At 61.0% G+C, this 25,339-nt stretch carries 19 protein-coding genes; 13 read left to right on the plus strand and 6 right to left on the minus strand.

Annotation, left to right across the window (positions count from 1 at the left end; all coding sequences use genetic code 11):
• Positions 1–64 precede the first annotated feature (64 nt).
• The 3 genes from KZH41_RS04080 to KZH41_RS04090 all read left to right on the plus strand — a co-directional run bounded on the left by KZH41_RS04080 (position 65) and on the right by KZH41_RS04090 (position 6,890).
• Positions 65–3,355 carry a DUF2126 domain-containing protein gene (locus tag KZH41_RS04080; RefSeq protein WP_263274422.1) on the plus strand — a complete coding sequence of 1,097 codons (3,291 nt, stop codon included), beginning with the start codon at positions 65–67 and terminating at the stop codon, positions 3,353–3,355.
• Positions 3,356–3,513: 158 nt separating this feature from the next.
• Positions 3,514–6,000 (plus strand): circularly permuted type 2 ATP-grasp protein, encoded by a 2,487-nt coding sequence (locus tag KZH41_RS04085; protein WP_242154120.1) that lies wholly within the window; start codon positions 3,514–3,516, stop codon positions 5,998–6,000.
• Positions 6,000–6,890, plus strand: a complete 891-nt coding sequence (locus KZH41_RS04090) for a transglutaminase family protein (protein ID WP_094950953.1) — start codon at positions 6,000–6,002, stop codon at positions 6,888–6,890. Before KZH41_RS04085 ends, KZH41_RS04090 begins: the two co-directional genes overlap by 1 nt.
• A 46-nt stretch (positions 6,891–6,936) precedes the next feature.
• Here KZH41_RS04090 and KZH41_RS04095 read toward each other — a convergent pair whose 3' ends face one another.
• On the minus strand, positions 6,937–7,119 hold the full coding sequence (locus KZH41_RS04095) for a hypothetical protein (protein WP_064450422.1): 183 nt from the start codon (positions 7,117–7,119) through the stop codon (positions 6,937–6,939).
• A gap of 333 nt (positions 7,120–7,452) precedes the next feature.
• Here KZH41_RS04095 and azu point away from each other — a divergent pair, with 333 nt between their 5' ends.
• On the plus strand, positions 7,453–7,899 hold the full coding sequence (azu, locus tag KZH41_RS04100; protein ID WP_094950952.1) for an azurin: 447 nt from the start codon (positions 7,453–7,455) through the stop codon (positions 7,897–7,899).
• Positions 7,900–8,033: 134 nt separating this feature from the next.
• On the opposite strand, the gene nadE is transcribed toward azu, so the two are convergent.
• The 3 genes from nadE to KZH41_RS04115 form a co-directional block, all read right to left on the minus strand.
• On the minus strand, positions 8,034–8,861 hold the full coding sequence (gene nadE / locus KZH41_RS04105; RefSeq protein ID WP_263274423.1) for an ammonia-dependent NAD(+) synthetase: 828 nt from the start codon (positions 8,859–8,861) through the stop codon (positions 8,034–8,036).
• Positions 8,862–8,864: 3 nt separating this feature from the next.
• Positions 8,865–10,079 (minus strand): nicotinate phosphoribosyltransferase, encoded by a 1,215-nt coding sequence (pncB, locus tag KZH41_RS04110; protein ID WP_094950950.1) that lies wholly within the window; start codon positions 10,077–10,079, stop codon positions 8,865–8,867.
• Positions 10,080–11,263: 1,184 nt separating this feature from the next.
• The gene (locus tag KZH41_RS04115) at positions 11,264–12,154 is read right to left on the minus strand and encodes a LysR family transcriptional regulator (RefSeq protein WP_094949737.1); all 891 of its coding nucleotides are present in this window, start codon (positions 12,152–12,154) and stop codon (positions 11,264–11,266) included.
• Between the two features lie 154 nt (positions 12,155–12,308).
• Here KZH41_RS04115 and KZH41_RS04120 point away from each other — a divergent pair, with 154 nt between their 5' ends.
• The 9 genes from KZH41_RS04120 (at position 12,309) to KZH41_RS04160 (ending at position 23,360) form a co-directional block, all read left to right on the plus strand.
• Entirely contained in the window at positions 12,309–13,799 is a 1,491-nt protein-coding gene (locus KZH41_RS04120; protein ID WP_094949738.1) for an aldehyde dehydrogenase family protein, read from the plus strand.
• A gap of 174 nt (positions 13,800–13,973) precedes the next feature.
• The gene (locus tag KZH41_RS04125; RefSeq protein WP_263274424.1) at positions 13,974–15,257 is read left to right on the plus strand and encodes an NAD(P)/FAD-dependent oxidoreductase; all 1,284 of its coding nucleotides are present in this window, start codon (positions 13,974–13,976) and stop codon (positions 15,255–15,257) included.
• Between the two features lie 401 nt (positions 15,258–15,658).
• A complete protein-coding gene (locus tag KZH41_RS04130; RefSeq protein ID WP_094949740.1) occupies positions 15,659–16,795 on the plus strand; it encodes a branched-chain amino acid ABC transporter substrate-binding protein in 1,137 nt (378 codons plus the stop codon).
• 191 nt (positions 16,796–16,986) lie between these two features.
• The gene (locus KZH41_RS04135) at positions 16,987–17,901 is read left to right on the plus strand and encodes an ABC transporter permease subunit (protein WP_094949741.1); all 915 of its coding nucleotides are present in this window, start codon (positions 16,987–16,989) and stop codon (positions 17,899–17,901) included.
• 2 nt (positions 17,902–17,903) lie between these two features.
• A complete protein-coding gene (gene livM, locus KZH41_RS04140; protein ID WP_242154126.1) occupies positions 17,904–19,181 on the plus strand; it encodes a high-affinity branched-chain amino acid ABC transporter permease LivM in 1,278 nt (425 codons plus the stop codon).
• Entirely contained in the window at positions 19,178–20,053 is an 876-nt protein-coding gene (locus KZH41_RS04145) for an ABC transporter ATP-binding protein (protein ID WP_094949743.1), read from the plus strand. The genes livM and KZH41_RS04145 overlap by 4 nt, the downstream gene beginning before the upstream one ends.
• Positions 20,050–20,766, plus strand: a complete 717-nt coding sequence (locus KZH41_RS04150) for an ABC transporter ATP-binding protein (RefSeq protein WP_094949744.1) — start codon at positions 20,050–20,052, stop codon at positions 20,764–20,766. Before KZH41_RS04145 ends, KZH41_RS04150 begins: the two co-directional genes overlap by 4 nt.
• A gap of 738 nt (positions 20,767–21,504) precedes the next feature.
• The gene (locus KZH41_RS04155; protein WP_094949745.1) at positions 21,505–22,272 is read left to right on the plus strand and encodes an SDR family oxidoreductase; all 768 of its coding nucleotides are present in this window, start codon (positions 21,505–21,507) and stop codon (positions 22,270–22,272) included.
• A 182-nt stretch (positions 22,273–22,454) separates the two neighbouring features.
• Complete coding sequence (locus KZH41_RS04160) at positions 22,455–23,360, plus strand: cation diffusion facilitator family transporter (protein WP_242154130.1); 906 nt, start codon at positions 22,455–22,457, stop codon at positions 23,358–23,360.
• Between the two features lie 115 nt (positions 23,361–23,475).
• On the opposite strand, the gene KZH41_RS04165 is transcribed toward KZH41_RS04160, so the two are convergent.
• Positions 23,476–24,600: an AGE family epimerase/isomerase gene (locus KZH41_RS04165; RefSeq protein WP_094949747.1), complete on the minus strand. Its 1,125-nt coding sequence runs from the start codon at positions 24,598–24,600 to the stop codon at positions 23,476–23,478.
• Positions 24,601–24,759: 159 nt separating this feature from the next.
• On the minus strand, positions 24,760–25,332 hold the full coding sequence (locus tag KZH41_RS04170) for a HupE/UreJ family protein (protein ID WP_094949748.1): 573 nt from the start codon (positions 25,330–25,332) through the stop codon (positions 24,760–24,762).
• Positions 25,333–25,339 lie beyond the last annotated feature (7 nt).

A 25,339-nucleotide genomic window follows, 5' to 3' on the forward strand; every position in this document is an offset into this window, starting at 1 on the left:
GACGGCCGCTCTGGCATAAGTCTTGCGCGCTTTGTTTTCATGCCCTGGCTCGCAGGAGGCCGCCGTGTCGATTCATGTCGCGTTGCACCACGTTACGCATTACCGCTATGACCGCGCTGTCGAACTCGGCCCACAGATCGTGCGTTTGCGCCCGGCGGCCCATAGCCGCACGCGGATTTTGTCCTACGCACTCAACGTGCTGCCCGAGCAGCACTTCATCAATTGGCAGCAGGACCCGCAGGGTAATTACCTGGCACGCCTGGTGTTCCCGGAAAAGACCGATGAACTGCGCATCGAAGTCGACCTGGTCGCCGAGATGGCGGTGTTCAACCCGTTCGACTTTTTCCTCGAACCTTACGCCGAAAAAATCCCCTTCAGCTACGCCACCGATGAGCAGCGCGAGCTGGCGCCGTACCTGGAAACCCTGCCGCTGACGCCGAAGTTTGCCGCCTACCTGGCCGGTATCGACCGCACGCCCTTGCCGGCCGTGGATTTTCTGGTCGGGCTCAACCAGCGCTTGGCCGCTGATATCGGCTACCTGATCCGCATGGAACCGGGTGTGCAAACCCCGGAATTCACCCTGGAAAACGCTTCCGGCTCCTGCCGCGACTCGGCCTGGCTGCTGGTGCAATTGCTGCGCAACCTGGGGCTGGCGGCGCGCTTTGTGTCGGGCTACCTGATCCAACTGACCGCCGACGTCAAAGCCCTCGACGGCCCGTCTGGCACGGAGGTGGACTTCACCGACCTGCACGCCTGGTGCGAGGTGTACTTGCCCGGCGCCGGCTGGATCGGCCTGGATGCCACTTCCGGGTTGTTCGCCGGTGAAGGTCATATTCCGTTGGCCTGTAGTCCCGAACCATCTTCCGCCGCCCCGATTAGTGGGCTGGTGGAACCCTGCGAGTGCGAATTTACTCACGAAATGTCGGTGGAGCGCATTTGGGAAGCTCCTCGGGTTACCAAGCCCTACACCGAGGAGCAATGGTTGGCGATCCAGGCCCTCGGCCGGCAGATCGATGCCGACCTGCTCAAGGACGATGTGCGCCTGACCATGGGCGGCGAGCCCACTTTCGTCTCCATCGACGACCCCGACGGCGCCGAGTGGAACACCGCTGCGCTGGGGCCGGACAAGCGCCGCCTGTCGGCCGAGCTGTTCCAACGCATGCGCAAGCACTACGCACCCAAGGGGCTGGTGCATTTCGGCCAGGGCAAGTGGTACCCCGGCGAGCAACTGCCGCGCTGGTCGCTCAACTGCTACTGGCGCCGCGACGGCGTGCCGATCTGGCACAACAGCGCGCTGATCGCCGATGAGCAAGAGGATTACGGCGCCGACGGTGTAATGGCCGGGCGCTTCCTGGCCAGCGTCGCCGAGCGCCTGAAACTGCCGGCGCGCTTTGTGTTTCCGGCTTTCGAAGACAACTTTTACTACTTGTGGCGCGAAGGTGCGCTGCCGCAAAACGTCACCGCCCAGGACCCGCGCCTGAGCGACGACCTGGAGCGCGAACGCCTGCGCAAAGTGTTCAGCCAGGGCCTGGATAAAGTCATCGGCCAAGTGCTGCCACTGGCGCGTACGGCGGCCAATGATCGCTGGCAGAGCGGGCGTTGGTACCTGCGCGACAACCACTGCCGCCTGGTGCCGGGGGATTCACCGTTGGGTTATCGCCTGCCGTTGGCCTCGCAGCCTTGGGTGACGGCGGCGGAGTATCCGTTTGTGCATCCAACCGACCCGAACCAGGATCAACCGCAGTTGCCCTCCACCGGTCAGCTGCAAAGCCACGGCGAGCCCGCGCCGAGCGATGAGCGCGTACCGAAAGTCGATGAGTCCGCTGACTGGCTGACCCGCACCGCCTTGTGCGCCGAAGCGCGGGAAGGGCGGCTGTATCTGTTCATGCCGCCGCTGGAGCGCGTCGAGGATTACCTGGAGCTGGTGGCCGCCATCGAAGCGACCGCCGAGGAACTGCACTGCCCGGTATTGCTGGAAGGCTACGAGCCACCGTTCGACACCCGCTTGAGTAACTTCCGGGTGACGCCGGACCCGGGTGTGATCGAGGTGAACGTGCAGCCGTCCGCCACCTGGGACGAGTTGGTCGAGCGCACTGAATTCCTCTACGAAGAGGCGCGGCAAACTCGCCTCACCACGGAAAAATTCATGATCGACGGCCGCCACACCGGCACCGGCGGCGGTAATCACTTTGTGCTCGGCGGCGCTACGCCCAAGGATTCACCGTTCCTGCGTCGCCCGGACCTGCTGCGCAGTTTGATCAGTTACTGGCATAACCACCCCTCGCTGTCGTACCTGTTTTCTGGCCTGTTTATCGGCCCGACCTCCCAGGCGCCACGGGTGGATGAGGCGCGTAACGACGCGCTGTATGAGCTGGAAATCGCCTTCGCGCAAATGCCCGAACCCGGCGAGGAATGCCCGCCGTGGTTGGTGGACCGCCTGCTGCGCAACCTGCTGATCGACGTGACGGGCAACACCCACCGCGCCGAATTTTGCATCGACAAACTCTATTCGCCGGACGGCGCCACCGGCCGCCTGGGCCTGTTGGAGTTGCGCGCCTTTGAAATGCCGCCCCATGCGCGCATGAGCCTCACCCAGCAATTGCTGCTGCGCGCGTTGGTCGCACGCTTCTGGCGTGAGCCGTATGCGCCGCCGAAACTGGCGCGCTGGGGCACCGAGCTGCATGACCGCTTCGTGTTGCCGCACTTTATCGAGCAGGATTTCGCCGACGTGATTGTCGAGTTGAATGCCGCCGGTTACCCGCTGCGAGCCGAGTGGTTTGCTGCGCACCTGGAGTTCCGTTTCCCCAAGGTCGGCGACTACGCCGTCAGCGGTATCGAACTGGAACTGCGCCAGGCCCTGGAGCCTTGGCACGTGCTGGGCGAGGAGGGCGCAGTGGGCGGCACGGTGCGTTATGTGGATTCGTCGCTCGAGCGCTTGCAGGTGAAGTTGAGCGGGTTGGCGCCGCAACGGTATCTGCTGACCTGCAACGGCATCCCGGTGCCACTGCAACCGACCGGGCGTATCGGTGAGTTTGTCGCCGGTGTGCGTTACCGCGCCTGGCAACCGGCCAACTGCCTGCAGCCGACCATCGCGGTACATGCGCCGCTGGTGTTCGACTTGCTCGACACTTGGATGCAGCGCTCGTTGGGCGGCTGTCAGTATCATGTGGCCCACCCGGGCGGGCGCAACTACGACAGCTTGCCGGTGAATGCCAACGAAGCCGAGAGCCGGCGCATGGCGCGGTTTTTCCGCTTGGGGCATAGCCCGGGTAAGCTGGCGGTGCCGACCGTAGTGATCAACGACGAATTGCCCATGACTCTGGATCTGCGGCGTTTCCCCAATAAAAATGACTGAACCCAATCCAAATGTGGGAGCTGGCTTGCCTGCGATAGCGGTGTATCAGCCAGCCAATCAAGTGCCTGGAAAACCGCCATCGCAGGCAAGCCAGCTCCCACATTAGATTGCAGTGAATTTGAGTTAATCTGACTTCCCTTGCCCCTGCCGAGCGTTCCATGCCCGACTTGCTCGACCGTTACCCGCTGACCGCGGGCACCTATCACGAACTGCTCGACGACAGTGGCGCGGTGCGTGCCCATTGGCAGCGCTTGCTCGATCACCTGCAACGCAGCACGCCCGCGCAGTTGGCCCAGCGCCAGGCGCTGCTGACCCGGCAGATCCAGGAAAACGGCGTGACCTACAACGTCTACGCCGACCCCAAGGGCGCCGATCGCCCGTGGGAACTGGACCTGCTGCCGCATGTGCTGGCCTTTGACGAGTGGCAGCACCTGTCGGCCGGCATCGCCCAGCGTGCGCGCCTGCTCAATGCGGTGTTGGCCGATTTGTACGGCCCGCAGCGCCTGATCAAAGAGGGTTTGTTGCCGGCGGAGTTGGTATTCGGTCACAACAACTTCCTGTGGCCGTGCCAGGGCATTCAGCCGCCCGACGGTGCGTTTCTGCACCTGTATGCCGTGGACCTGGCGCGCACCCCGGATGGCCGTTGGTGGGTCACCGCCGACCGCACTCAGGCGCCGTCGGGCGCTGGTTATGCGTTGGAAAACCGCACCATCGTGTCCCGCGCCTTCCCGGACTTGTACCGCGACTTGCAAGTGCAGCACCTCACCGGTTTCTTCCGCACGTTGCAGGAGACCCTGGCCCGTCAGGCGCCTAGCGACGACCAGCCGCCGCTGATCGTGCTGCTCACGCCGGGGCGTTTCAACGAAAGCTATTTCGAACACCTCTACCTCGCACGCCAGCTCGGTTACCCGTTGGTGGAAGGCGGCGACCTCACCGTGCGCGACAGCACAGTGTTCCTGAAAACCCTCAGCGGCCTGCGCCGGGTGCACGCGATCATGCGCCGCCTGGACGACGACTTCTGCGACCCGCTGGAGCTGCGCACCGACTCGGCCCTCGGCGTGCCCGGCCTGCTCGATGCGGTGCGCCAAGGTAATGTACTGGTGGCCAACGCCCTCGGCAGTGGCGTGTTGGAGTCCCCAGGTTTGCTCGGCTTTTTGCCGAAGATCAACCAGTTCCTGTTTGGCGAAGAATTGATCCTGCCGTCCATCGCCACCTGGTGGTGCGGTGAGGCGCCAGTGCTGGCTGAGGCTTTGGAGAAACTGCCCGAGCTGCTGATCAAACCCGCGTTTCCGTCGCAAAGCTTCACGCCGGTATTTGGCCGCGACTTGAACGACGAACAACGCCAGGCCCTGGCCGAACGCATGCGTGCGCGGCCTTACGCGTATGTCGCCCAGGAGCTGGCGCAACTGTCCCAGGCACCGGTGTGGCACACCGTCGATGACCATTTGCAACACCGCGCCATCGGCATGCGTGTGTACGCGGTGGCCAGCGATGAAGGCTACCGTGTACTGCCCGGTGGCCTGACCCGCGTGGCCGCCGAGGCCGATGCCGAAGTGGTGTCGATGCAACGCGGCGGCGCGAGCAAAGACACCTGGGTGCTCGGCGAGCGCGCTGCCGGCGGCGAGCAATGGCGCGCGCAACGGCCGATTGGTGCCCACGATTTGGTGCGCCGCGATCCGTACCTGCCGTCACGTGTGGTGGAGAACTTGTTCTGGTTTGGCCGTTACTGCGAACGCTGCGATGACAGTGCGCGCTGGCTGCGCATCGTGCTGGCGCGTTATGTCGACGGCGACGACCCACTGGCATTGCAGGCGGCGGTCGAGCTAGGTGAGACCCTGCGCTTGCTGCCGGAAGAGGGTGAATTGCCCGAGCGCCTGCTCGCCGCCTTGCTCGGCGATGATTGGCCGTCGAGCCTGCGCGCCAACCTGCAACGCCTGCAGTGGGCCGCGTCTCAGGTACGCGGCAAGTTGTCCCGGGAAAACTGGCAGGCCTTGGTCGAGCTGCAACGCGAAGCCATGGAGCTGGAAAGCGAAACGCCGGACTTCGGTGAGCTGCTGGATTTTCTCAACCGTCTGGTGATGTCCCTGGCGGCGCTCTCCGGGTTTGCCCTGGACGACATGACCCGCGACGAAGGCTGGCGCTTCTTGATGATGGGGCGGCGCATCGAGCGTCTGCAATTCCTGAGCAGCAGCCTTGCGGCGTTCCTGCGCGGCGTGGCGGTGTTTGATCAGGCCGGGCTTGAGTGGCTGTTGGAGTTGGGCAACAGCAGCATCACCTATCGCTCGCGCTACTTGGCGGTGCCGCAGTTGATCCCGGTGCTCGACTTGTTGCTGCTGGATGAGCAGAACCCGCATGCGGTGCTGTTCCAGCTGAAACTGGTCAGTCGCACCTTGCGTCGCCTCAACGATGACTTTGGCGTGCCTCGGGAAACTGGCCTGGCGCCGTTGGTGGAGCGCTTGGCGCGTTTCGACCTGGGCTGCCTGGAGAACCCGTTGTTCGGCGAGTCCAGCGTGCGTGCCGCGTTGGATGGCCTGGCTGACCTGCTGCAAGCGGTGGCCGATGAGAGTGGGCAAGTGTCGGATCGCCTGGCCTTGCGCCATTTTGCCCATGTGGATGATGTCAGTCAGCAAACGGTGTCGGTGTGATGAGTGCGCGCTACCAGATTTTCCACGATACCCATTACCACTACGACAGCCCGGTGTCCCTGGCCCAGCAGCTGGCGCACCTGTGGCCACGGCCGTGTGCCTGGCAGCGTTGCAGTTCGCAGCAATTGGAGATCAGCCCGGAGCCGACAGCGCGGCGTGATGAGCTGGACGTGTTCGGCAACCCGATCACGCGCCTGGCGTTCGAACGGCCCCACGATGAGCTGCTGGTGAATGCCGGGCTGACCGTCGAAGTGCTGGCGCGGCCTGCGCTGGATTTTCAGCAGTCGCCGGCCTGGGACCAGACCCGCGACAGCCTGACCTACAGCAGCCAGCCACTCTCAGCCGAACTGATCGAAGCCTGCCGCTATCGCTTCGAATCGCCCTACGTGCACCTGAAAAAAACCTTCGTCGAGTTTTCCGAAAGCTGTTTTCCACCCGGCGAGCCATTGCTGCTGGGCGTGCAGGCATTGATGCAGAAGATTTTCAGCGAGTTCACCTTCGATGCCGAAGCCACCCAGGTCGCCACGCCGTTGGTGGAGGTGCTGGAGCGCCGACGCGGCGTGTGCCAGGACTTCGCCCACCTGATGCTCGCCTGCCTGCGCTCGCGAGGCCTGGCGGCGCGGTACATCAGCGGCTACCTGCTCACACAGCCACCGCCCGGCCAGCCACGGCTGATCGGCGCCGATGCGTCCCATGCGTGGGTCTCGGTGTATTGCCCGGTGTTGGGCTGGGTAGATTTTGATCCGACCAACAATGTGCAGCCGGCCCTGGAGCACATCACCCTGGCCTGGGGCCGTGATTTCTCTGATGTGTCGCCGTTGCGGGGGGTGATTCTGGGAGGTGGGAGCCATGACCCGGAGGTGCGGGTGACGGTGATGCCGCTGGAATAGGGGTGGGTTGGGGTGAGCAGGGAGGGCCTGCTCACCTCAACAGAATTTATTCCGCCGGGTCTTTCGGTGTCTCAGTCTCATCAGTCGCCACTTCACCTTCAGCATCCGGGTTCAGTGCGCCAGCTTCTTCATCTGCAGTGGCTTTCTTGCGTTGCAGCTTTTCCTCTTTCTTCTGCTCCTTGGCCAAGTCTCTCTGACGTTTGGCGAAGGAGTAATTAGGTTTGGCCATGGGCGATCCTCTAGGGTCGAAGGTGAGGGTGGGGCGGCGCGCAGCTGCCTTGGGTCGCTATGGTAGCAGCTTAGCACCTCGCTTGGCCTTCACTTACCGCAGGCGTACGCGGCCAGCAGGCCGTTGAACAGTTGGTTGAGGTGCATGGCGCAGGCTCCAAGGGGGGTGAGCCGATCATAAACCGCGGGCCGAAGGTTGGCTGGTAGATTGTGCTGATCAGTCTGATAGCCTAAAGTTGTATACAATCTGTTGATTCAGATCATAAGAATTTAAGCCTGCTTGAGGCACCCTTGTCGCAATATGCGTTTATTAAACCCTGCCTTGGAGATTCACATGTTTGCCAAACTCGTTGCTGTTTCCCTGCTGACTCTGGCGAGCGGCCAGTTGCTTGCTGCAGAGTGCAAGGTCACCGTCGACTCTACCGACCAAATGTCCTTTAACACCAAGGCCATTGAAATCGATAAAAGCTGCAAGACGTTCACCGTTGAGCTGACTCACTCCGGTAGCTTGCCGAAAAACGTCATGGGCCATAACTGGGTGCTGAGCTCCGCCGCCGACATGCCTGGCGTCGCCAGCGACGGCATGGCTGCCGGTATCGACAAGAACTACCTGAAAGAAGGCGACACCCGCATCATCGCCCACACCAAGATCATCGGTGCCGGCGAAAAAGACGCCGTGACCTTCGATGTGTCGAAGCTGGCAGCGGGTACGGATTACGCGTTCTTCTGCTCGTTCCCAGGCCACATCTCGATGATGAAAGGCACTGTGACCGTCAAATAAGCCAACCCTGGTCGAAAAAAAAGCGCCTTGCGGGGCGCTTTTTTGTGGGCGTTGAATACCTTGTGGCGAGCCAGCCCCCACAGGGGAGTGCATTCCAACTGTGGGCGCTGGCTTGCCTGCGATAGCGATCTACCTCACGGCGCGAATGGCATGACCCGCTTGTGCTCAGTCTTGCGATACGTGTCGCAGATGATCTTGAACGCTTCCGCGCGCACCGGTTCGCCCTGCAGGAAGGCATCGATTTCGGCGTAGGTCACGCCGTGGGACGCTTCGTCCGGCTTGCCTGGCGACAGGTCTTCAAGGTCGGCAGTCGGGATCTTCTCAACCAACGACTCCGGTGCACCAAAGTGCCGGGCAATGGCGCGTACTTGGTTTTTCACCAGCCCGCTCAACGGCGCCAAGTCGCACGCGCCATCACCGAACTTGGTGAAAAAGCCCATCACCGCTTCCGCCGCATGGTCGGTGCCGATCACCAGGCCGCCGGCCGCGCCGGCGATGGTGTACTGCGCCACCATGCGCATGCGCGCCTTGGTGTTGCCCAGTACGAAGTCACGCGACACCGCCGCCTTGCCTTCAAACGCCGCCACTTCATTGGCCAGGGATTTCACCGCCGGGCCGATGTTCACGGTGTGGCGCTCGTCCGGTTCGATAAAGTCCACCGATGCCTGGGCGTCGATTTCGTCGAACTGGGTTTCGTAAGGCAGGCGTACCGCGATAAAACGGTAGGCCTCATCACCGCTGCTGGCGCGCAGTTCCTGTATCGCCCGTTGGGCCAGCAGGCCTGCGGTCAGGGAGTCAACGCCGCCGCTGATGCCCAACACCAATGCTTTGAGCCCGGAATTGCGCAGGCAATCCTGGATAAAAGCCACGCGTCGGGCAACGTCGGCCTCAAGGGCGGCCTGGTCGTTGAAGGGCGCTTGGACCTTGAGCTGCTGCGCAATCTCACGCTGTACGGCTTGCATGATTCACTCCTTGCTAGGTAGGGCAGGTACTTTAAAAACGTGGCGCAAATAGGCGACGAAATTCGGGTCGGTGCAGTGGGTCTTGCCTGCTTCATCGGAGATCTTCGCGACGGGCTGGCCATTGCAGGCGGTCATTTTAAGCACGATGCTCATCGGCTCAACCCCTGGAATGTCACAGGTCAGGTTGGTGCCGATGCCGAAGCTGACATTAATGCGACCGCGCAACGCGCGGAAAATCTCCAGAGCCTTGGGCAGCGACAGGCTGTCGGAGAACACCAGCGTTTTGCTCATCGGCTCGATGCCGAGTTTGTGGTAGTGGGCGATGGCTTTTTCGGCCCACTGTATCGGGTCACCGGAGTCATGGCGCAGGCCGTCGAACAGCTTGGCGAAGTACAAATCGAAGTCGCCGAGGAAGGCGTCGGTGGTGATGCAGTCGGTCAGGGCGATGCCCAGCAGGCCACGGTATTCGCGTACCCAGCAGTCGAGGGCGGCAATCTGGCTGTCGATCAGGCGTGGGCCGAGTTGCTGGTGGGCCATGATCCATTCGTGGGCCATGGTGCCGAGCGGCTTCATATCGAACTCGCGGGCCAGGTGCACGTTGCTGGTGCCGACAAAGCGCCCGGGGAAATCGTGCTTTAGCACGCTCACCACTTCTTCCTGCACTCGGTACGAGAAGCGTCGGCGCGTGCCGAAGTCAGCCACTTGCAGCTCCGACAGCTCGTCGCTGCTGGCGTTGGCGGTCAGCCAATCGAACTTGCGGTACAGCTGCTCGCGGGCCTGCTCGAGGATCACGGTCTGGTAGCGGTAGCGGTTACGCACTTCGCTGACGATGGCCAGCATTGGCACTTCAAACAGGATCACATGCAGCCATGGCCCGCGCAGGCGGATAAACAGCTCGCCGTTTTCAATGCCGGTTTGCACATAGCGCAGGTTGAAGCGGAACAGCCCGAGGAAGCGCAAGAAGTCCGGCTTCATAAAGCTGATGCGCTCAAGAAAACCAAGCTGGTCGGGGCTCAGGCTCAGTTCGGCGAGGCGCTCGATCTGGTAGCGGATTTCCGCCAGGTACGGGCGCAGGTCTTCACTGTTGCGGCAACGAAACTCCCATTCAACTTCCACGTTCGGGTAGTTGTGCAGCACCGCCTGCATCATGGTCAGCTTGTAGAAGTCGGTGTCGAGCAGGTTCTGCACGATGCGATCGGCAAACACACTCTCGCTCATAACGGGAATCTCCAGACGGGTCGGCGATGGGCGCCGACCTTTACGCACAATTAAGGAATGGCGCTAGTGGCGCATAGACCTGTGGGGTTTTGCCAGTGATTTTTTTGGGAGTGGCCACTGGCGCCATCGCAGCATAGGTATCTACACATCTTTTTATGGGTTGAATTCTTTGGTTGTCGTGGGGGCGCTGGGTGCATATCCGTTATTTGGGTAACGGCTGCTATTGGTTCCGCTCTTACAGCGGGTCACTTTTGAAAGAGCGCAAAAGTAACCAAAACGCTCTTGCCCCACCACTCGGCACCTCGCTCACGCTTCGGTGTGCCCTCACGCAGGCTTTGGACCGTGGGCCGCCGCCATGGGCCATCCTTGGCCCATCGCGGCTAAACCGGCGTCCTGCCGGTTTACCCACGCTCAAAAGCCTGCGTTCGGCCAGCGTGGTTTAACGGGGCGCCTCAGATCAAAATCAAGAGCAAGAGCACGGCGGCCTGGTAGCCGACCTGAGTGGTTGAAGCAAATCAAAAGCGAAGCCGAGGCGGCCTGACAGCCGACCTGATCTCTGAAACTGAACATCAATCTAATGTGGGGCTGGCTTGCCTGCGATGGCATCAACTCGGTGTACTTGATGGACCGAGGTGTCTGCATCGCAGGCAAGCCAGCTCCCACAGAAAAGCAGATCTGCTTTTGCTGTGCTTTTGCCCTGCTTTTGCTTCAACCACTCAGGTCGGCTACTAGGCCGCCGTGCTCTTGCTTTTGATCTTGATCTTGATCTTGATCTGAGGCGCCCCGTTAAACCACGCTGGCCGCACGCAGGCTTGAATCCGTGGGTAACCCGGCAGGACGCCGGGTTAGCCGCGATGGGCCAAGGATGGCCCATGGCGGCGGCCCACGGATTCAAGCCGGAGTGAGGGCACACCGAGCCTAAGCGAGGTGCCGAGTGGTGGGGCAAGAGCCCTTTGGTTACTTTTGGGGCTCTTTTCCAAAAGTGACCCGCTGTAAGAGCGGAACCTTACGAAGCCGTTACCGCAGCAACGGATATGTACCCAGCGGCCCCGCGACAACCAAAGAATTCAACCCATAAAAAGATGTGTAGTTACCGATGGCCATCGCAGGCAAGCCAGCTCCCACACTTGAAATGCATTCAAAATGTGGGAGCTGGCTTGCCTGCAATGGCGGTATTCCTGGCGCTAAACCACTTGCTCCATCATCCACTTCACAAAATCCCGCACTTTGGGCACTTCCGCCGAATGCTCCGGATACGCCAGGTAATACGCATCCTGGCTCGGCAACGCATGCTGCCAAGGGATCACCAGCTTGCCGTCCGCCAGTTCTTCTTCCACCAGAAAGCGCGGCAGCAGCGCCACACCGCAGCCCACCTGCGCTGCCCGAATACACATATAGAAGGTGTCAAAGCGCGGCCCGTGGTAGCTGTGCTCGGTGTGGAAGCCCTGGCTGGCAAACCAGTCATGCCAGCCCTGCGGCCGCGAGGCGTTTTGCAGCAGCACCAGGTCGCTCAGCTGCGTGGGATCGGTGAACGGCTGCGCGGGCAGGCTTTCCGGCGCGCACACTGGCACCAACTCCTCGCTGAACAGTTTCAGGCTCTCGGTGCCGGGGCGTGAGCCTTGGCCGAAGTAGAAGGCCATGTCGGCCTTGCCTTGCAGCAGTTCGTCGGGCTCCTGCTCGTTGCACAGGTCCAAATGGATTTGCGGGTGACGCAGGCGCCAGCCCTTGAGGCGCGGCACCAGCCAGCGTGCGCCAAAGGTGTAGGGCGTGGACACGCGCAGTACTTCGGTCTCGCCGCCGTAGGAGCGCAAGTAGTGAGTGGACATCTCCACCTGGGTGAGGATCTTGCGCACTTCCACCAGGTACAAATCGCCCGCCGGGGTCATCTGCAAGCGGCGGCGCACGCGGCGAAACAGCAGGTGCTGGAGCAATTCTTCCAACTGCGCCACCTGCTTGCTCACCGCGCTTTGCGTCAGGTTCAGCTCCTCGGCGGCGCGGGTGAAGCTCAGGTGGCGGGTGGCGGCTTCGAAACACTGCAGGGCGGTGATCGAGGGCAAATGTCTTTTGTTCAGCACGGCACGCCTCTTTTTATTCTATGCATGAATAAACGGAATGATATCTCGCCTAATCGTCGTTTGTTGGCAAGTCTTGGGCCAGCTACAAATAAGGTCTGGATCGCCGTGCGGGCCGCGGCGCAATTTTTCTGTTTGTGGATTGAAGGAGTGACCCATGGTTGCCGCATTGCTTGATCGTCTCGGGGTAAACCCGGCGCTGTACCAGTCGGGTAAACAACCCGTGCATTCGCCGATTGATGGCAGCCGTATCGCTAGCGTGCACTGGGAAGGTGCCGCCGAGGTGGAGCAGCAGGTCAGTCGCGCCGAGCATGCATTCGACGCCTGGCGCAAGGTGCCGGCACCGCGTCGCGGCGAGCTGGTGCGCCAATTTGGCGATGTGTTGCGCGAATACAAGGCCGACCTGGGCGAGCTGGTGTCCTGGGAAGCCGGCAAGATCACCCAGGAAGGCCTGGGCGAAGTGCAGGAGATGATCGACATCTGCGACTTCGCCGTCGGCCTGTCCCGCCAGCTGTACGGCTTGACCATCGCCTCCGAGCGCCCGGGCCACCACATGCGTGAAACCTGGCACCCGCTGGGCGTGGTCGGCGTGATCAGCGCCTTTAACTTCCCGGTGGCGGTGTGGGCGTGGAACACCACGCTGGCGCTGGTGTGCGGCAACGCCGTGATCTGGAAACCGTCGGAAAAGACCCCGCTCACCGCTTTGGCGTGCCAGGCGCTCTTTGAGCGCGTGCTGAAGAAATTCACCGATGCCCCCGAGTACCTGAGCCAAGTGATTATCGGCGGCCGTGACGCCGGCGCTGCCCTGGTGGATGACCCGCGCGTGGCGCTGATCAGCGCCACCGGCAGTACGCGCATGGGCCGCGAAGTGGCGCCGAAAGTCGCCGCCCGTTTTGCCCGCAGCATCCTCGAGCTGGGCGGCAACAACGCGATGATCCTCGGCCCAAGCGCCGACCTGGACATGGCCGTGCGCGCCATCCTGTTCAGCGCCGTCGGCACTGCCGGCCAGCGTTGCACCAGCCTGCGCCGGTTGATCGCGCATGAATCGGTCAAAGAAGAAATCGTCACCCGCCTCAAGGCGGCCTATTCCAAAGTGCGCATCGGCCACCCGTTGGAAGGCAACCTGATCGGCCCGCTGATCGACAAGCACAGCTTCGAAAACATGCAGGACGCCCTGGAGCAAGCCTTGAGCGAAGGCGGCAAGGTGTTCGGCGGTAAGCGTCAGTTGGAAGAAACATTCCCGAATGCCTACTACGTGTCACCGGCGATTGTGGAAATGCCCGAGCAAAGCGACGTGGTGTGCACCGAAACGTTCGCGCCGATTCTGTATGTGATCGGCTACAGCGACTTCAACGAAGCCCTGCGCCTGAACAACGCCGTGCCACAAGGCCTGTCGTCGTGCATCTTCACCACCGATGTGCGTGAAGCCGAGCAGTTCATGTCGGCGGTGGGCAGTGACTGCGGCATTGCCAACGTCAACATCGGCCCGAGCGGCGCGGAGATTGGTGGCGCGTTTGGTGGTGAGAAAGAGACCGGTGGCGGGCGTGAATCGGGTTCGGACGCGTGGCGCGGGTACATGCGCCGCCAGACCAATACCGTGAACTACTCGCTGGAGTTGCCGCTGGCGCAGGGTATTACTTTCGACTGATCCCTCAAGTCGCAGTGAGATCAAAATGTGGGAGCTGGCTTGCCTGCGATAGCATCACCTGGGTGTACCTGATGCACCGAGGTGCCTGCATCGCAGGCAAGCCAGCCCCCACAGTTGGTTGGGTTTGCAATTCAAAATAATAGTTGTTTGTTAGGTCCTCTCCGGAGTCTGGCAATGCCATTACGCGAAACGTGTTTATGGGAACACCTCACCCCCGGCCGCCCGGACCGGGCCGCGCTCAAGGGCGAGGTCAAGGTGGATGTGTGCGTGATCGGCGCCGGGATCACCGGGTTGTCGGCGGCTATTCACTTGCTGGAACAGGGTCAAAGCGTCGCCGTGCTTGAGGGCCATCGCACCGGCCATGGTGGTTCGGGGCGTAACGTGGGGCTGGTCAACGCCGGCATGTGGATCCCGCCGGATGAGATCGAAGCCGGTTTTGGCGAGGCGGTGGGCAGCCAGCTCAACCGCATGTTGGGCGCGGCGCCGTCGCTGGTGTTCAGCCTGATCGACAAATACAGCATCGATTGCCAATTACGCCGCGAGGGCACTTTGCACATGGCGCATAACGCCCGTGGCGAGGCGGATTTGCGCAGTCGAGAAGAACAATGGAGGCGCCGTGGCGCGCCGGTTGAACTGCTGACCGGGCAGGCGTGCGAGCAAGCCACGGGCACTAAGAAGATTGCCGCCGCCCTGCTGGATCGGCGCGCCGGCACCTTGAACCCGATGGCCTACACCAGTGGCTTGGCCAATGCGGCGGTCGGCCTGGGCGGGCAGCTTTTCGACCATTCCCCTGTCACCCAGCTGGAACGTCAGGGTTTACACTGGTCGGTGCAGACCGCGCAGGGTTCTGTGCAGGCTGCACAGGTGGTGATCGCCTCCAATGCTTACACCGAAGGCGAGTGGACCGAGCTGCGGCGCAATTTCTTCCCTGGCTATTACTACCAAGTCGCGTCGGCCCCGCTGACCGACGACGCCGCCAAACAGATCCTTCCCGGCGGGCAAGGCTCGTGGGACACACGCCAGGTACTCAGCAGCATCCGCCGCGATGCTGACGGCCGACTGTTGCTTGGCAGCCTGGGCAACGGCAACCAGAAACCGGCATGGTTCCTCAAGGCGTGGGCCGACCGGGTGCAGCAGCACTACTTTCCGTACCTCAAATCGGTGCAGTGGGAATTCACCTGGACCGGCTGCATCGCGTTCACCCCAGACCACCTGATGCGCCTGTTCGAGCCGGCGCCCGGCTTGGTGGCGGTCACGGGCTACAACGGGCGTGGCGTGACTACTGGCAGCGTAGTGGGCAAGGCATTTGCCGACTATTTGTGTCACCAGGACCCCAAGGCGTTGCCGATTCCCTTTGCACCGATGCAGCCGCTGGCCGGAGTGGGCCTGCGCAGTTGCTTGTATGAGGCTGGATTTTCGCTGTATCACGCGGGCCAATGCCTGCGGATCGTGATCTGATCAGCGAAATACATGGCAAAAGCCTGCATTTTCTTAGCAGGCTACTAATCTGTATTGGTGCAAGTCGTAGCAATCACGCACTGTAAATGTGCAGTTCCGTTACGCACATTGTTACAGGTGCAGGAACTGTCGTTTATCCGACTGGTTGCAGGTGCGACCTGCCAGGGTTGTACTTTTTAGGCTCGCTGGTTGCACCTTCCGATGCTAGACGGTTGCACGTCCTGGCAGAAGGAGTCGAAACGCCTGTAATAACAATGACACCGTGTCTTTTTGAAGAATAAAAAAGTAATGGCACGCGCCTTGCTCTGGGCTTTCCCTGAAAGTTTTGGTTGAAAGTCCGCAGTGAATTCGCTCTTTATTTATGAAGAATGCCAACAAACAAAAACCTCGGAGCACCACTCATGTCCCAGACGTTTTACAAGAAAGGCTTTCTGGCCCTCGCCGTTGCAGCGGCGCTGGGTGTTTCTGCGTTTGTTCAAGCTGATGTGAAGATTGGCGTAGCGGGGCCGATGACTGGCGCCAACGCAGCTTTCGGTGAGCAGTACATGAAGGGGGCCCAAGCGGCGGCCGACGTCATCAACAAAGCGGGTGGGCTTAACGGCGAACAGATCAAGCTGGTGGCCGGCGACGACGCCTGTGAGCCCAAGCAAGCTGTAGCGGTAGCCAACCGCCTGGCGGACCAAGACAAAGTGATCGGCGTGGTCGGGCACTTCTGCTCGTCCAACACCATCCCGGCCTCCGAGGTGTACGACGAAGCGGGGATCATCATGATCACCCCGGGCTCCACCAACCCTCAGGTGACCGAACGTGGCCTGGGCGCCGTGTTCCGTATGTGCGGGCGTGACGACCAGCAAGGTATCGTCGCCGGCGACTACATCGTCGACGTGCTCAAGGGCAAAAAAGTCGCGGTTATCAACGACAAAGACACCTACGGCAAGGGCCTGGCTGACGCCACCGCTCAGCAGTTGACTAAGCGTGGCGTCAAGCCGGTGCTGGAAGAAGGCCTGACCCGCGGCGAGAAAGACTTCAGCGCCCTGGTCACCAAAATCCGCTCCACCGGTGCCGACGTCGTTTACTTCGGCGGGCTGCACCCGGAAGCCGGTCCACTGGTTCGCCAAATTCGTGAAGCCGGCCTCAAAGACGTCAAGTTCATGTCCGATGACGGCATTGTCACCGACGAATTGGTCGCCACCGCAGGCGGCGCGCAATACGTAGACGGCGTCTACATGACCTTCGGCGCCGACCCGCGCCTGCTGCCAGACAGCAAGACCGTGGTGGAAGAGTTCCGCAAAAATGGCACCGAGCCTGAAGGCTACACCCTGTACGCCTATGCCTCGATCCAGGCCCTGGCTGCCGGCTTCAACGGCGCCAAGTCCAACAAAGGTGAAGACGCTGCCAAGTGGCTCAAGGCTAACCCGGTAAAAACCGTAATGGGCGAAAAAGCCTGGGACGGCAAGGGCGACCTGAAAGTCTCTGACTACGTGGTTTACCAGTGGGATAAAGACGGTAAATACCACCAGCTGGAAAAGCAGAAGTAATCACGCGATCTACCCGGCATCCCTGAACCTTGTGGGCGCCGGGCTTGTGTGGGAGCCAGCTCCCACACAAGGCCAGCTCCCACAGGGAACTTGGTTGCCTGCCCCATCGTGACCGGCAACAGATCTGTCTTTTCCTCCAGAAGCGCCGCACACCCACGGGTGTGCAGGTGCTCACCGCGTGAGATTGCGTTATGGATGGTATTTTCCTGCAGCAACTGGTCAACGGTCTGACTCTCGGGTCGGTCTATGGCCTGATCGCCATCGGCTACACAATGGTCTATGGCATCATTGGCATGATCAACTTCGCCCACGGCGAGGTTTATATGATTTCCGCTTACCTCGCGGCGATCAGTCTGGCACTGCTGGCTTACTTCGGCATCGAATCCTTCCCGCTGCTCATTCTCGGCACCCTGATATTCACCGTTGTCGTCACCGGCGTTTACGGTTGGGTCATCGAGCGTGTCGCCTACAAACCGCTGCGCAACTCCACCCGACTGGCACCGCTGATCAGCGCCATCGGTATCTCCCTGATCCTGCAGAACTACGCGCAGATCGCCCAGGGTGCGAAACAACAAGGGATTCCTACCCTGCTGGCCGGCGCCTGGCGCGTCGATATCGGCAGCGGGTTCGTGCAGTTGACCTACACCAAGGTGTTCATCCTGGTGGCCGCGTTTCTCGGCATGGGGCTGCTGACCTACATCATCAAATACACCAAGCTGGGCCGCATGTGCCGTGCCACCCAGCAAGACCGCAAGATGGCGTCGATCCTGGGTATCAACACCGACCGGGTGATCTCCTACGTGTTCGTGATTGGTGCAGCCATGGCGGCCCTGGCCGGCGTGCTGATTACCCTGAACTACGGCACGTTCGACTTCTATGCCGGCTTCATCATCGGCATCAAGGCATTTACCGCAGCGGTACTCGGCGGCATCGGTTCCCTGCCTGGGGCCATGCTCGGCGGGATCATCCTGGGTATCTCCGAGTCGCTGTTCGCAGGGTTGATCAACTCTGACTACAAAGACGTGTTCAGTTTCTCTCTGCTGGTGGTGATTCTGATTTTCCGTCCTCAGGGCCTGCTTGGTCGTCCGCTCGTGGCGAAGGTGTAAACATGTCTGCTGCCAAATCTATCGATATCAAGAAAAGTGTGGTCGATACGGTCCTCGCCGGGCTGATTTCGTTGATCGTGTTCGGTCCGATCGTCGGCGTGGTACTCGACGGCTACAGCTTCAACCTGCAACCGGCGCGCGTGGCCATTCTGGTCGCCATCGTGATGGCCGGCCGTTTTGCCTTAAGCCTGTTCCTGCAAACCCCCAAGGGCGTGAAGATTCTGCAGGGGTTCGAGAGCAGCAGCTCCGGCGTGCACGTGCTGCCGCCGGACTACAAGTCGCGACTGCGCTGGATCATCCCGGCGCTGATCGTGATCGCCATCGTGTTCCCGATCTTCGCCAACAAGTACTTGCTCACCGTGGTCATCCTCGGGCTGATCTACGTGTTGCTCGGCCTGGGCCTGAACATCGTGGTCGGCTTGGCCGGCTTGCTCGACCTGGGTTACGTGGCGTTCTACGCCATCGGCGCCTACGGCTTGGCGTTGGGTTATCAATACCTGGGCCTGGGCTTCTGGAGCGTACTGCCACTGGCGGCCATCGCAGCGGCGTTAGCGGGGTGCATACTCGGCTTCCCGGTGCTACGAATGCACGGTGACTATTTGGCCATCGTGACCTTGGGCTTCGGTGAAATCATCCGGCTGGTGCTGAATAACTGGCTGTCGTTTACCGGTGGCCCGAACGGTATGCCGGTGCCTTCGCCGACGTTCCTGGGCCTTGAGTTCGGGCGTAAAGCCAAGGAAGGTGGGATTCCGTTCCACGAGTTCTTCGGCCTCGATTACAACCCCAACATCAAGTTCATGTTTATCTACATCGTGCTGTTCCTGGTGGTCCTGGCCGTGCTGTACATCAAGCATCGCCTGACCCGCATGCCGGTCGGCCGCGCCTGGGAAGCCTTGCGCGAAGATGAAATCGCCTGCCGTTCCATGGGCCTGAACCACGTACTGGTCAAGCTCTCGGCCTTCACCATCGGCGCGTCGACGGCGGGTCTTGCCGGGGTGTTTTTTGCCAGCTATCAAGGCTTCGTCAACCCGTCGTCGTTCACCTTCTTCGAGTCGGCGCTGATTCTGGCCATCGTGGTATTGGGCGGTATGGGCTCGACGGTCGGCGTGGTGATTGCGGCCTTCGTATTGACCGTGGCGCCGGAACTGCTGCGCAGCTTCTCCGAGTACCGCGTGCTGCTGTTTGGCGTATTGATGGTGGTGATGATGATCTGGCGGCCACGCGGCCTGATCCGGATCAGCCGTACCGGTGTGACACCACGTAAAGGAGTGGCGCCATGAGCAAAGAAGTCGTGCTCTCCGTCGAACATTTGATGATGCACTTCGGTGGCATCAAGGCCTTGAGCGATGTGAGCCTCAAGGTCGAACGCAACTCGATCTTCGCCTTGATCGGCCCCAACGGCGCCGGCAAGACCACGGTGTTCAACTGCCTCACCGGCTTCTACAAAGCCAGTGGCGGCAAGATCGAACTCAGCATACGCGGCAAGCAGACCAACGTGATTCAGTTGCTCGGCGAACGCTTCAAAGCTGTCGACTTCGTGTCGCCCAAAAGCTTCTTCAGCCGCGTGTACTACAAGATGTTCGGCGGCACCCACCTGGTGAACCGTGCAGGCTTGGCGCGGACCTTCCAGAACATTCGCCTGTTCAAGGAAATGTCGGTGCTGGAAAACCTGCTGGTGGCCCAGCACATGTGGGTCAACCGCAACATGCTCGCCGGCATCCTCAATACCAAGGGCTACCGCAAGGCCGAAAGCGATGCGCTCGACCACGCCTTCTACTGGTTGGAAGTGGTGGACCTGGTGGACTGCGCCAACCGCCTGGCCGGCGAGCTTTCCTACGGCCAGCAGCGCCGCCTGGAAATCGCCCGTGCCATGTGCACCCGGCCGCAGATCATCTGCCTGGACGAACCGGCAGCCGGCCTTAACCCGCAGGAAACCGAAGCGCTCAGCGCGATGATTCGCCTGCTGCGCGATGAACACGACCTCACGGTGGTGCTGATCGAACACGACATGGGCATGGTGATGAGCATTTCCGACCACATCGTGGTGCTCGACCACGGCAACGTGATCGCCGAAGGTGGCCCGGAAGCGATCCGCAACGACCCGAAAGTGATTGCCGCCTACCTGGGCGCAGACGAAGAGGAGTTGGTATGAGTGCACCTATCCTCGAAATGAAGGACCTGGACGTGTTTTACGGCCCGATCCAGGCCCTGAAAAAAGTCTCGCTGCACATCAACGAAGGCGAAACCGTCAGCCTGATCGGCTCCAACGGCGCGGGTAAATCCACGCTGCTGATGTCGATCTTCGGCCAGCCTCGCGCTGAGTCCGGGCAGATTCTCTATAACGGCGTCGACATTACCCACAAGTCGTCCCACTACATCGCCTCCAACGGCATTGCGCAGTCGCCGGAAGGGCGGCGGGTGTTCCCCGACATGACCGTCGAGGAAAACCTGTTGATGGGCACCATTCCGATTGGTGACAAATTCGCCCAGGAAGATATGCAGCGTATGTTCGAGCTGTTCCCTCGGCTCAAGGAACGGCGCACCCAGCGCGCCATGACCATGTCTGGCGGTGAGCAGCAAATGCTCGCCATCGCTCGCGCGCTGATGAGCCGGCCCAAGCTGTTGCTGCTGGACGAACCGAGCCTGGGCTTAGCGCCGATTGTGGTGAAGCAGATCTTCGCCACCCTGCGTGAACTGGCGGCCACTGGCATGACCATCTTCCTGGTGGAGCAGAACGCGAACCATGCGTTGCGCTTGTCTGACCGGGCTTACGTGATGGTTAACGGCGAGATTCGCCTGACGGGCACGGGTAAGGAGTTGCTGGTGAACGAGGAAGTGCGCAACGCCTACCTCGGCGGGCACTGATCTGAAGGCTTGATGCAATAACCCATGTGGGAACCGGCTGCCACATAAAGCCGGTTCCCACACTTGTTTTTAGGGGTGTCCACAGGCTCCCCGGCAAATTGTGGAAAACAAATCCAGCCGCCCTCCAAAGCGCGACATATAGCCGCCGCAAATCCCTGTTTTGTCACAGTTTTGACTTGTCCCCATTCGCTGTGGAACCGGCTGTGGGTAACGTGGGAGTAGCTGGCTGAAAGCCTTTAACCACGTGGCTTGTAGCGTGGTGGTTGTTTTATGATCAGCTGGTTTTTCGAGACCGATCAAGGGTTTTGTCAACCTGTTTAAAGACACAGGTATATGACCGATTTATGTCCCCTCAGCCTGTGGATAAGTCTGTGACTAAACTCTGGAAAGACTGCCACAGAGGCCGGAATGACTGGCCTGGAGCCATCGCTCAGATTTTCCCTCTTTACAAGGGGCTACATACGCCCCGCCCAAGGTCAAGCAAAAAACTTTCTAAAACTGCCTACAGGCCTTGCACACAGCGGCTTTTGGCTTTTTACACTTGCCCCCAAAGACTGTGGGCGCAGCTGTGGATAACCTGCGCGCATATGGCTGCAGGCCACGGTGTATAAGGCTCTGCTCGGCGTGGTTAAAAAATGATCAGCTGTACATGAAGTTGTGTGCTTAGCGGTTGCCGCAATCGCGGCGTAAGGGCATTCTGCTGGCAACTTTTTTTCCGATGCCCGCAAGGAGAACACCATGTCCGACACGCTGTTTATTACTGGCGCAACCTCAGGTTTCGGCGAAGCCTGCGCCCGTCGTTTTGCCGACGCCGGTTGGAAACTGGTGCTTACCGGCCGGCGTGCCGAGCGTTTGAATGCCTTGGTCGAAGAGCTTTCCAAGCAGACCGAAGTACACGGCCTGGTTGTGGACGTGCGTGACCGCAAGGGCATGGAAGACGCCATCGCCAACCTGCCGCCTTCTTTTGCCAAATTGCGTGGCCTGATCAACAACGCCGGCCTGGCCGTGGGCACCGACCCTGCGCCTAAGTGCAGCCTCGACGATTGGGAAACCATGGTCGACACCAACATCAAAGGCCTGCTGACCACCACCAGCCTGTTGCTGCCGCGCCTGATTGCCCACGGCCGTGGCGCCGGGATCATCAACCTCGGTTCCATCGCTGGCAGCTACCCGTACCCAGGCAGCCACGTGTATGGCGGCTCCAAGGCGTTCGTGAAGCAATTCTCGCTGAACCTGCGCTGCGACCTGCAAGGCACTGGCGTGCGCGTGACCAACATCGAGCCAGGCCTGTGCGAGAGCGAGTTTTCACTGGTGCGCTTCGGCGGTGACCAGGCGCGTTACGACGCGACCTACGCCGGTGCCGAGCCGATCCAGCCACAGGACATCGCCGACACCATCTTCTGGGTGCTCAACACGCCGGCGCACGTGAATATCAATCGGTTGGAGCTGATGCCGGTGAGCCAGACGTGGGCTGGGTTTGCGATTGAGCGTGGGGCTAAAGGTTAAGACCGAGTTGCGGCCATCGCGGGCAAGCCCGGCTCCCACATTTTGACCGTGTGAACCCGACCAAATGTGGGAGCTGGCTTGCCTGCGAAGGCGTCAAATCGGCCAAAACAAGACATAAGGTACACTCCACTCCGGAAAACCCCTCCGCGCTGTGCGGTTTAAAGGTTTTGACGGGAGGAAATGTGAGTAACCGAGGTGAGCAGGCACTGCTCAAACAATCGACCATCCTGATGTTCGCTGTAGCGATCGCCGGGATTGTCACGGGTGTGATGTCTGGCGCCCAATCCATTCTATTCGACGGCTTTTTCTCGCTGATCGCCACCGCCATCAAGGTGTTGATGCTGATCACGGCCAAGCTGATCGCAAAGAAAAGCAACGAGCGCTTCCAGTTCGGCTACTGGCACTTGGAGCCGATGGTATTGCTGATCGAAGGCAGCTTTTTGCTGCTGATCGCCATCTACGCGTTTCTCAACGGCGTGTTCGGCATTATCAATGGCGGGCGCGAAATCGAGTTAGGGCTGGTGATCGTTTACGCGGCGGTGTTTACCGTCGTCGAATTCGGCTACTTCTTCTACGTGCGCTACCGCAATCGCAAACTGAAATCCTCGCTGATCCAGTTCGACAACATCAGTTGGCTGGTGGACGCGATGCTCTCGGTGGGCTTGCTGATCAGCTTTCTTGCCGCGCTGTTGCTCAAGTCTCAAGGCTATGGCGAGTGGGCGGTGTATGTCGACCCACTGATTTTGATCCTGTTGGCCCTGAGCATGCTGGCGCCGGCGTTCAAGATCCTGCGCCCGGCGTTGCGCGAAGTGCTGGGGATTGCCCCGGACCACTTGGACGACAAGGTGCGCGAAGTGATGGACGCGGCCCAGGCCAAGCATGGTTTCGACGACTACGTGTCCTACGTGCAAAAGCACGGGCGGGCGCGGTTTATCGAGATTCATGTGGTGTTGCCGGCGGATTACCCGGTGGGCAGCGTCGCAACCCTTGATGGGTTGCGCGAAGAGATATCCACAGGGCTCGGTACGCCGGATGCGGCGCGCTGGCTGACGATCAGTTTTACCGGGGATCGCAAGTGGATTGCGTGATGGTCAGTTAGACCGAGGTGAGGCTATCGCAGGCAAGCCAGCTCCCACAGTTAACCGCATTCCAACGGTTGGACGCGGTCAAGTGTGGGAGCGGGCTTGTCGACAGGTCGCACCGCTACGATAGGGCCTTTGAGGTCAGCCCCTGATAGCAGGTCGCCAAGTGATACGGCGTAGTCGACGGCATATCCCGTCGGCTCACGGCGCCCTTGGCATCCAGGCACTCATGCCAACCCTTTTCATGCAGGAAGTGCTGTTGCAGCGCCAGCAATTGGCGTTGCAGCACCGCCTCACTCTCAGGCCGTAAGGTCAGTGCCCGCAGGTATTCCGCCTGGGCCCAGATCCGTTGAGTGCCATCACGCACCGTGCCGTCCAGGGCAAGCATGCCGCTGACCGCGCCGCTCAATTTATCCACACCCTTAAGCTCGGCGTAGGCAAATGCCCGCGTCAACGAGGCATGCAGCGGCGTGCCGCGCAGTACGTCTGAAGACTCGAGCAAAAAGAACCATTCGAACTGGTGGCCCGGCTCAAACCAGTTATCCACAGCGCCCAGCGGCTTTTCCATCATCACGCCGTGCTGGCGGTCGATGAAGCGCTTCTGCATGGCGGTGGCGAGGTCCAGCAGCGCATCTTGCGTGACGGCGTCTTCACGCACTGCCAGCGTGGCGAGAAAACCTTCGGCCAGGTGCATCAGCGGGTTTTGCAGCGGGCCGGACTTGAGGGACGACCAATTGCGTTCCAACACCGCTTCGTACAGGCCGTCGCCGGTGGCGAAGCGTTCGGCGACCACTTCCAGGGCTGCGTCGAGCACCGACTCCACCAACGGCTCACGCACTTTGGCCCAGTAATGGGCACAGGCGAAGATGATGAAGGCGTGGGTGTAGAGGTCTTTGCGCTTATCCAGCGGCTTGCCGTGGGCGTCGATGCTGTAGAACCAACCACCGTGCTCGGCGTCGTGGAAGTGCCGCTGCAGGGAACGGAACAGCGCCGCCGCGCGCTCTTCGACAAAGGTTGCACCGGGCTCGCCGATCAGGCTGGCGAACAGGTACAACTGCCGGGCACAGGCCATCGCGCGGTAGCGTTGCGGGGGCAATGGCTGGTGATCGGCGTCCAGCGCCTCATAGGGCAACGCCAACTCGGCATTCCAGCCCGGGCCCTGCCAGAGCGGCACGATCAGGTCATGGAAGTGCGTGAGCACGGCGTTCAACGAAGGCTGGGAGGCGGAACTTGGAGCGATGGGCATCGGCTGGCGTCGTCACGGCAGGGGTGTAGGCGCGCATGGTAGCAGGCTGATCGTTCCCACGCTCTGCGTGGGAATGCATTTTGTGACGCTCTGCGTCGTGCTTTGGGACGCGGAGCGTCCTGGGCGGCGCTCCCACGCAGAGCGTGGGAACGATCAAGGTTAGCCCGCCAACAACCAAACCCCAGTCGCCGCCGAAGCCGCTCCAGCCACCCGCACCAGCGGCGCTGCGGCCGCCGGCAGGAAGCGCACTACGGCATAACCCGCCGCATGCAGAACCGCCGTCGCGCCCACAAACCCAGCCGCATACGCCCACGGGCTGGACATGTCCGGCAGTTCCAGGCCATGCGCCACGCCATGGAACAACGCAAACAGCGCTGTAGCACCCACCGCCACAAACAGCGGCGGCCGCACCGCCAGCGCCACTGCCAGGCCCAGCGCCAGCACCGAGGCAGCAATCCCGCTCTCCAGCGCCGGCAATTGCAGGCCTTCAAAGCCCAGCAGGCCGCCAATCAGCATGGTGCCGACAAAGGTGCAAGGCAGGGCCCAGCGCGCGTTGCCTTTTTGCTGCGCCGCCCACAGGCCGACCGCGACCATAGCCAGTAAGTGATCAATACCGCCCAACGGGTGGCTGATGCCGGCAACCAAACCATTATCACCATGCCCGGGGTGAGCGAAGGCGAGGGCTGGGGCGAGCAGCAGCGCAGCGGTTGCGAGAAATTTGTTGAGACTCATGAACAGG

It is taken from the genome of Pseudomonas sp. YeP6b (assembly GCF_025642995.1).
Taxonomy (GTDB): domain Bacteria; phylum Pseudomonadota; class Gammaproteobacteria; order Pseudomonadales; family Pseudomonadaceae; genus Aquipseudomonas.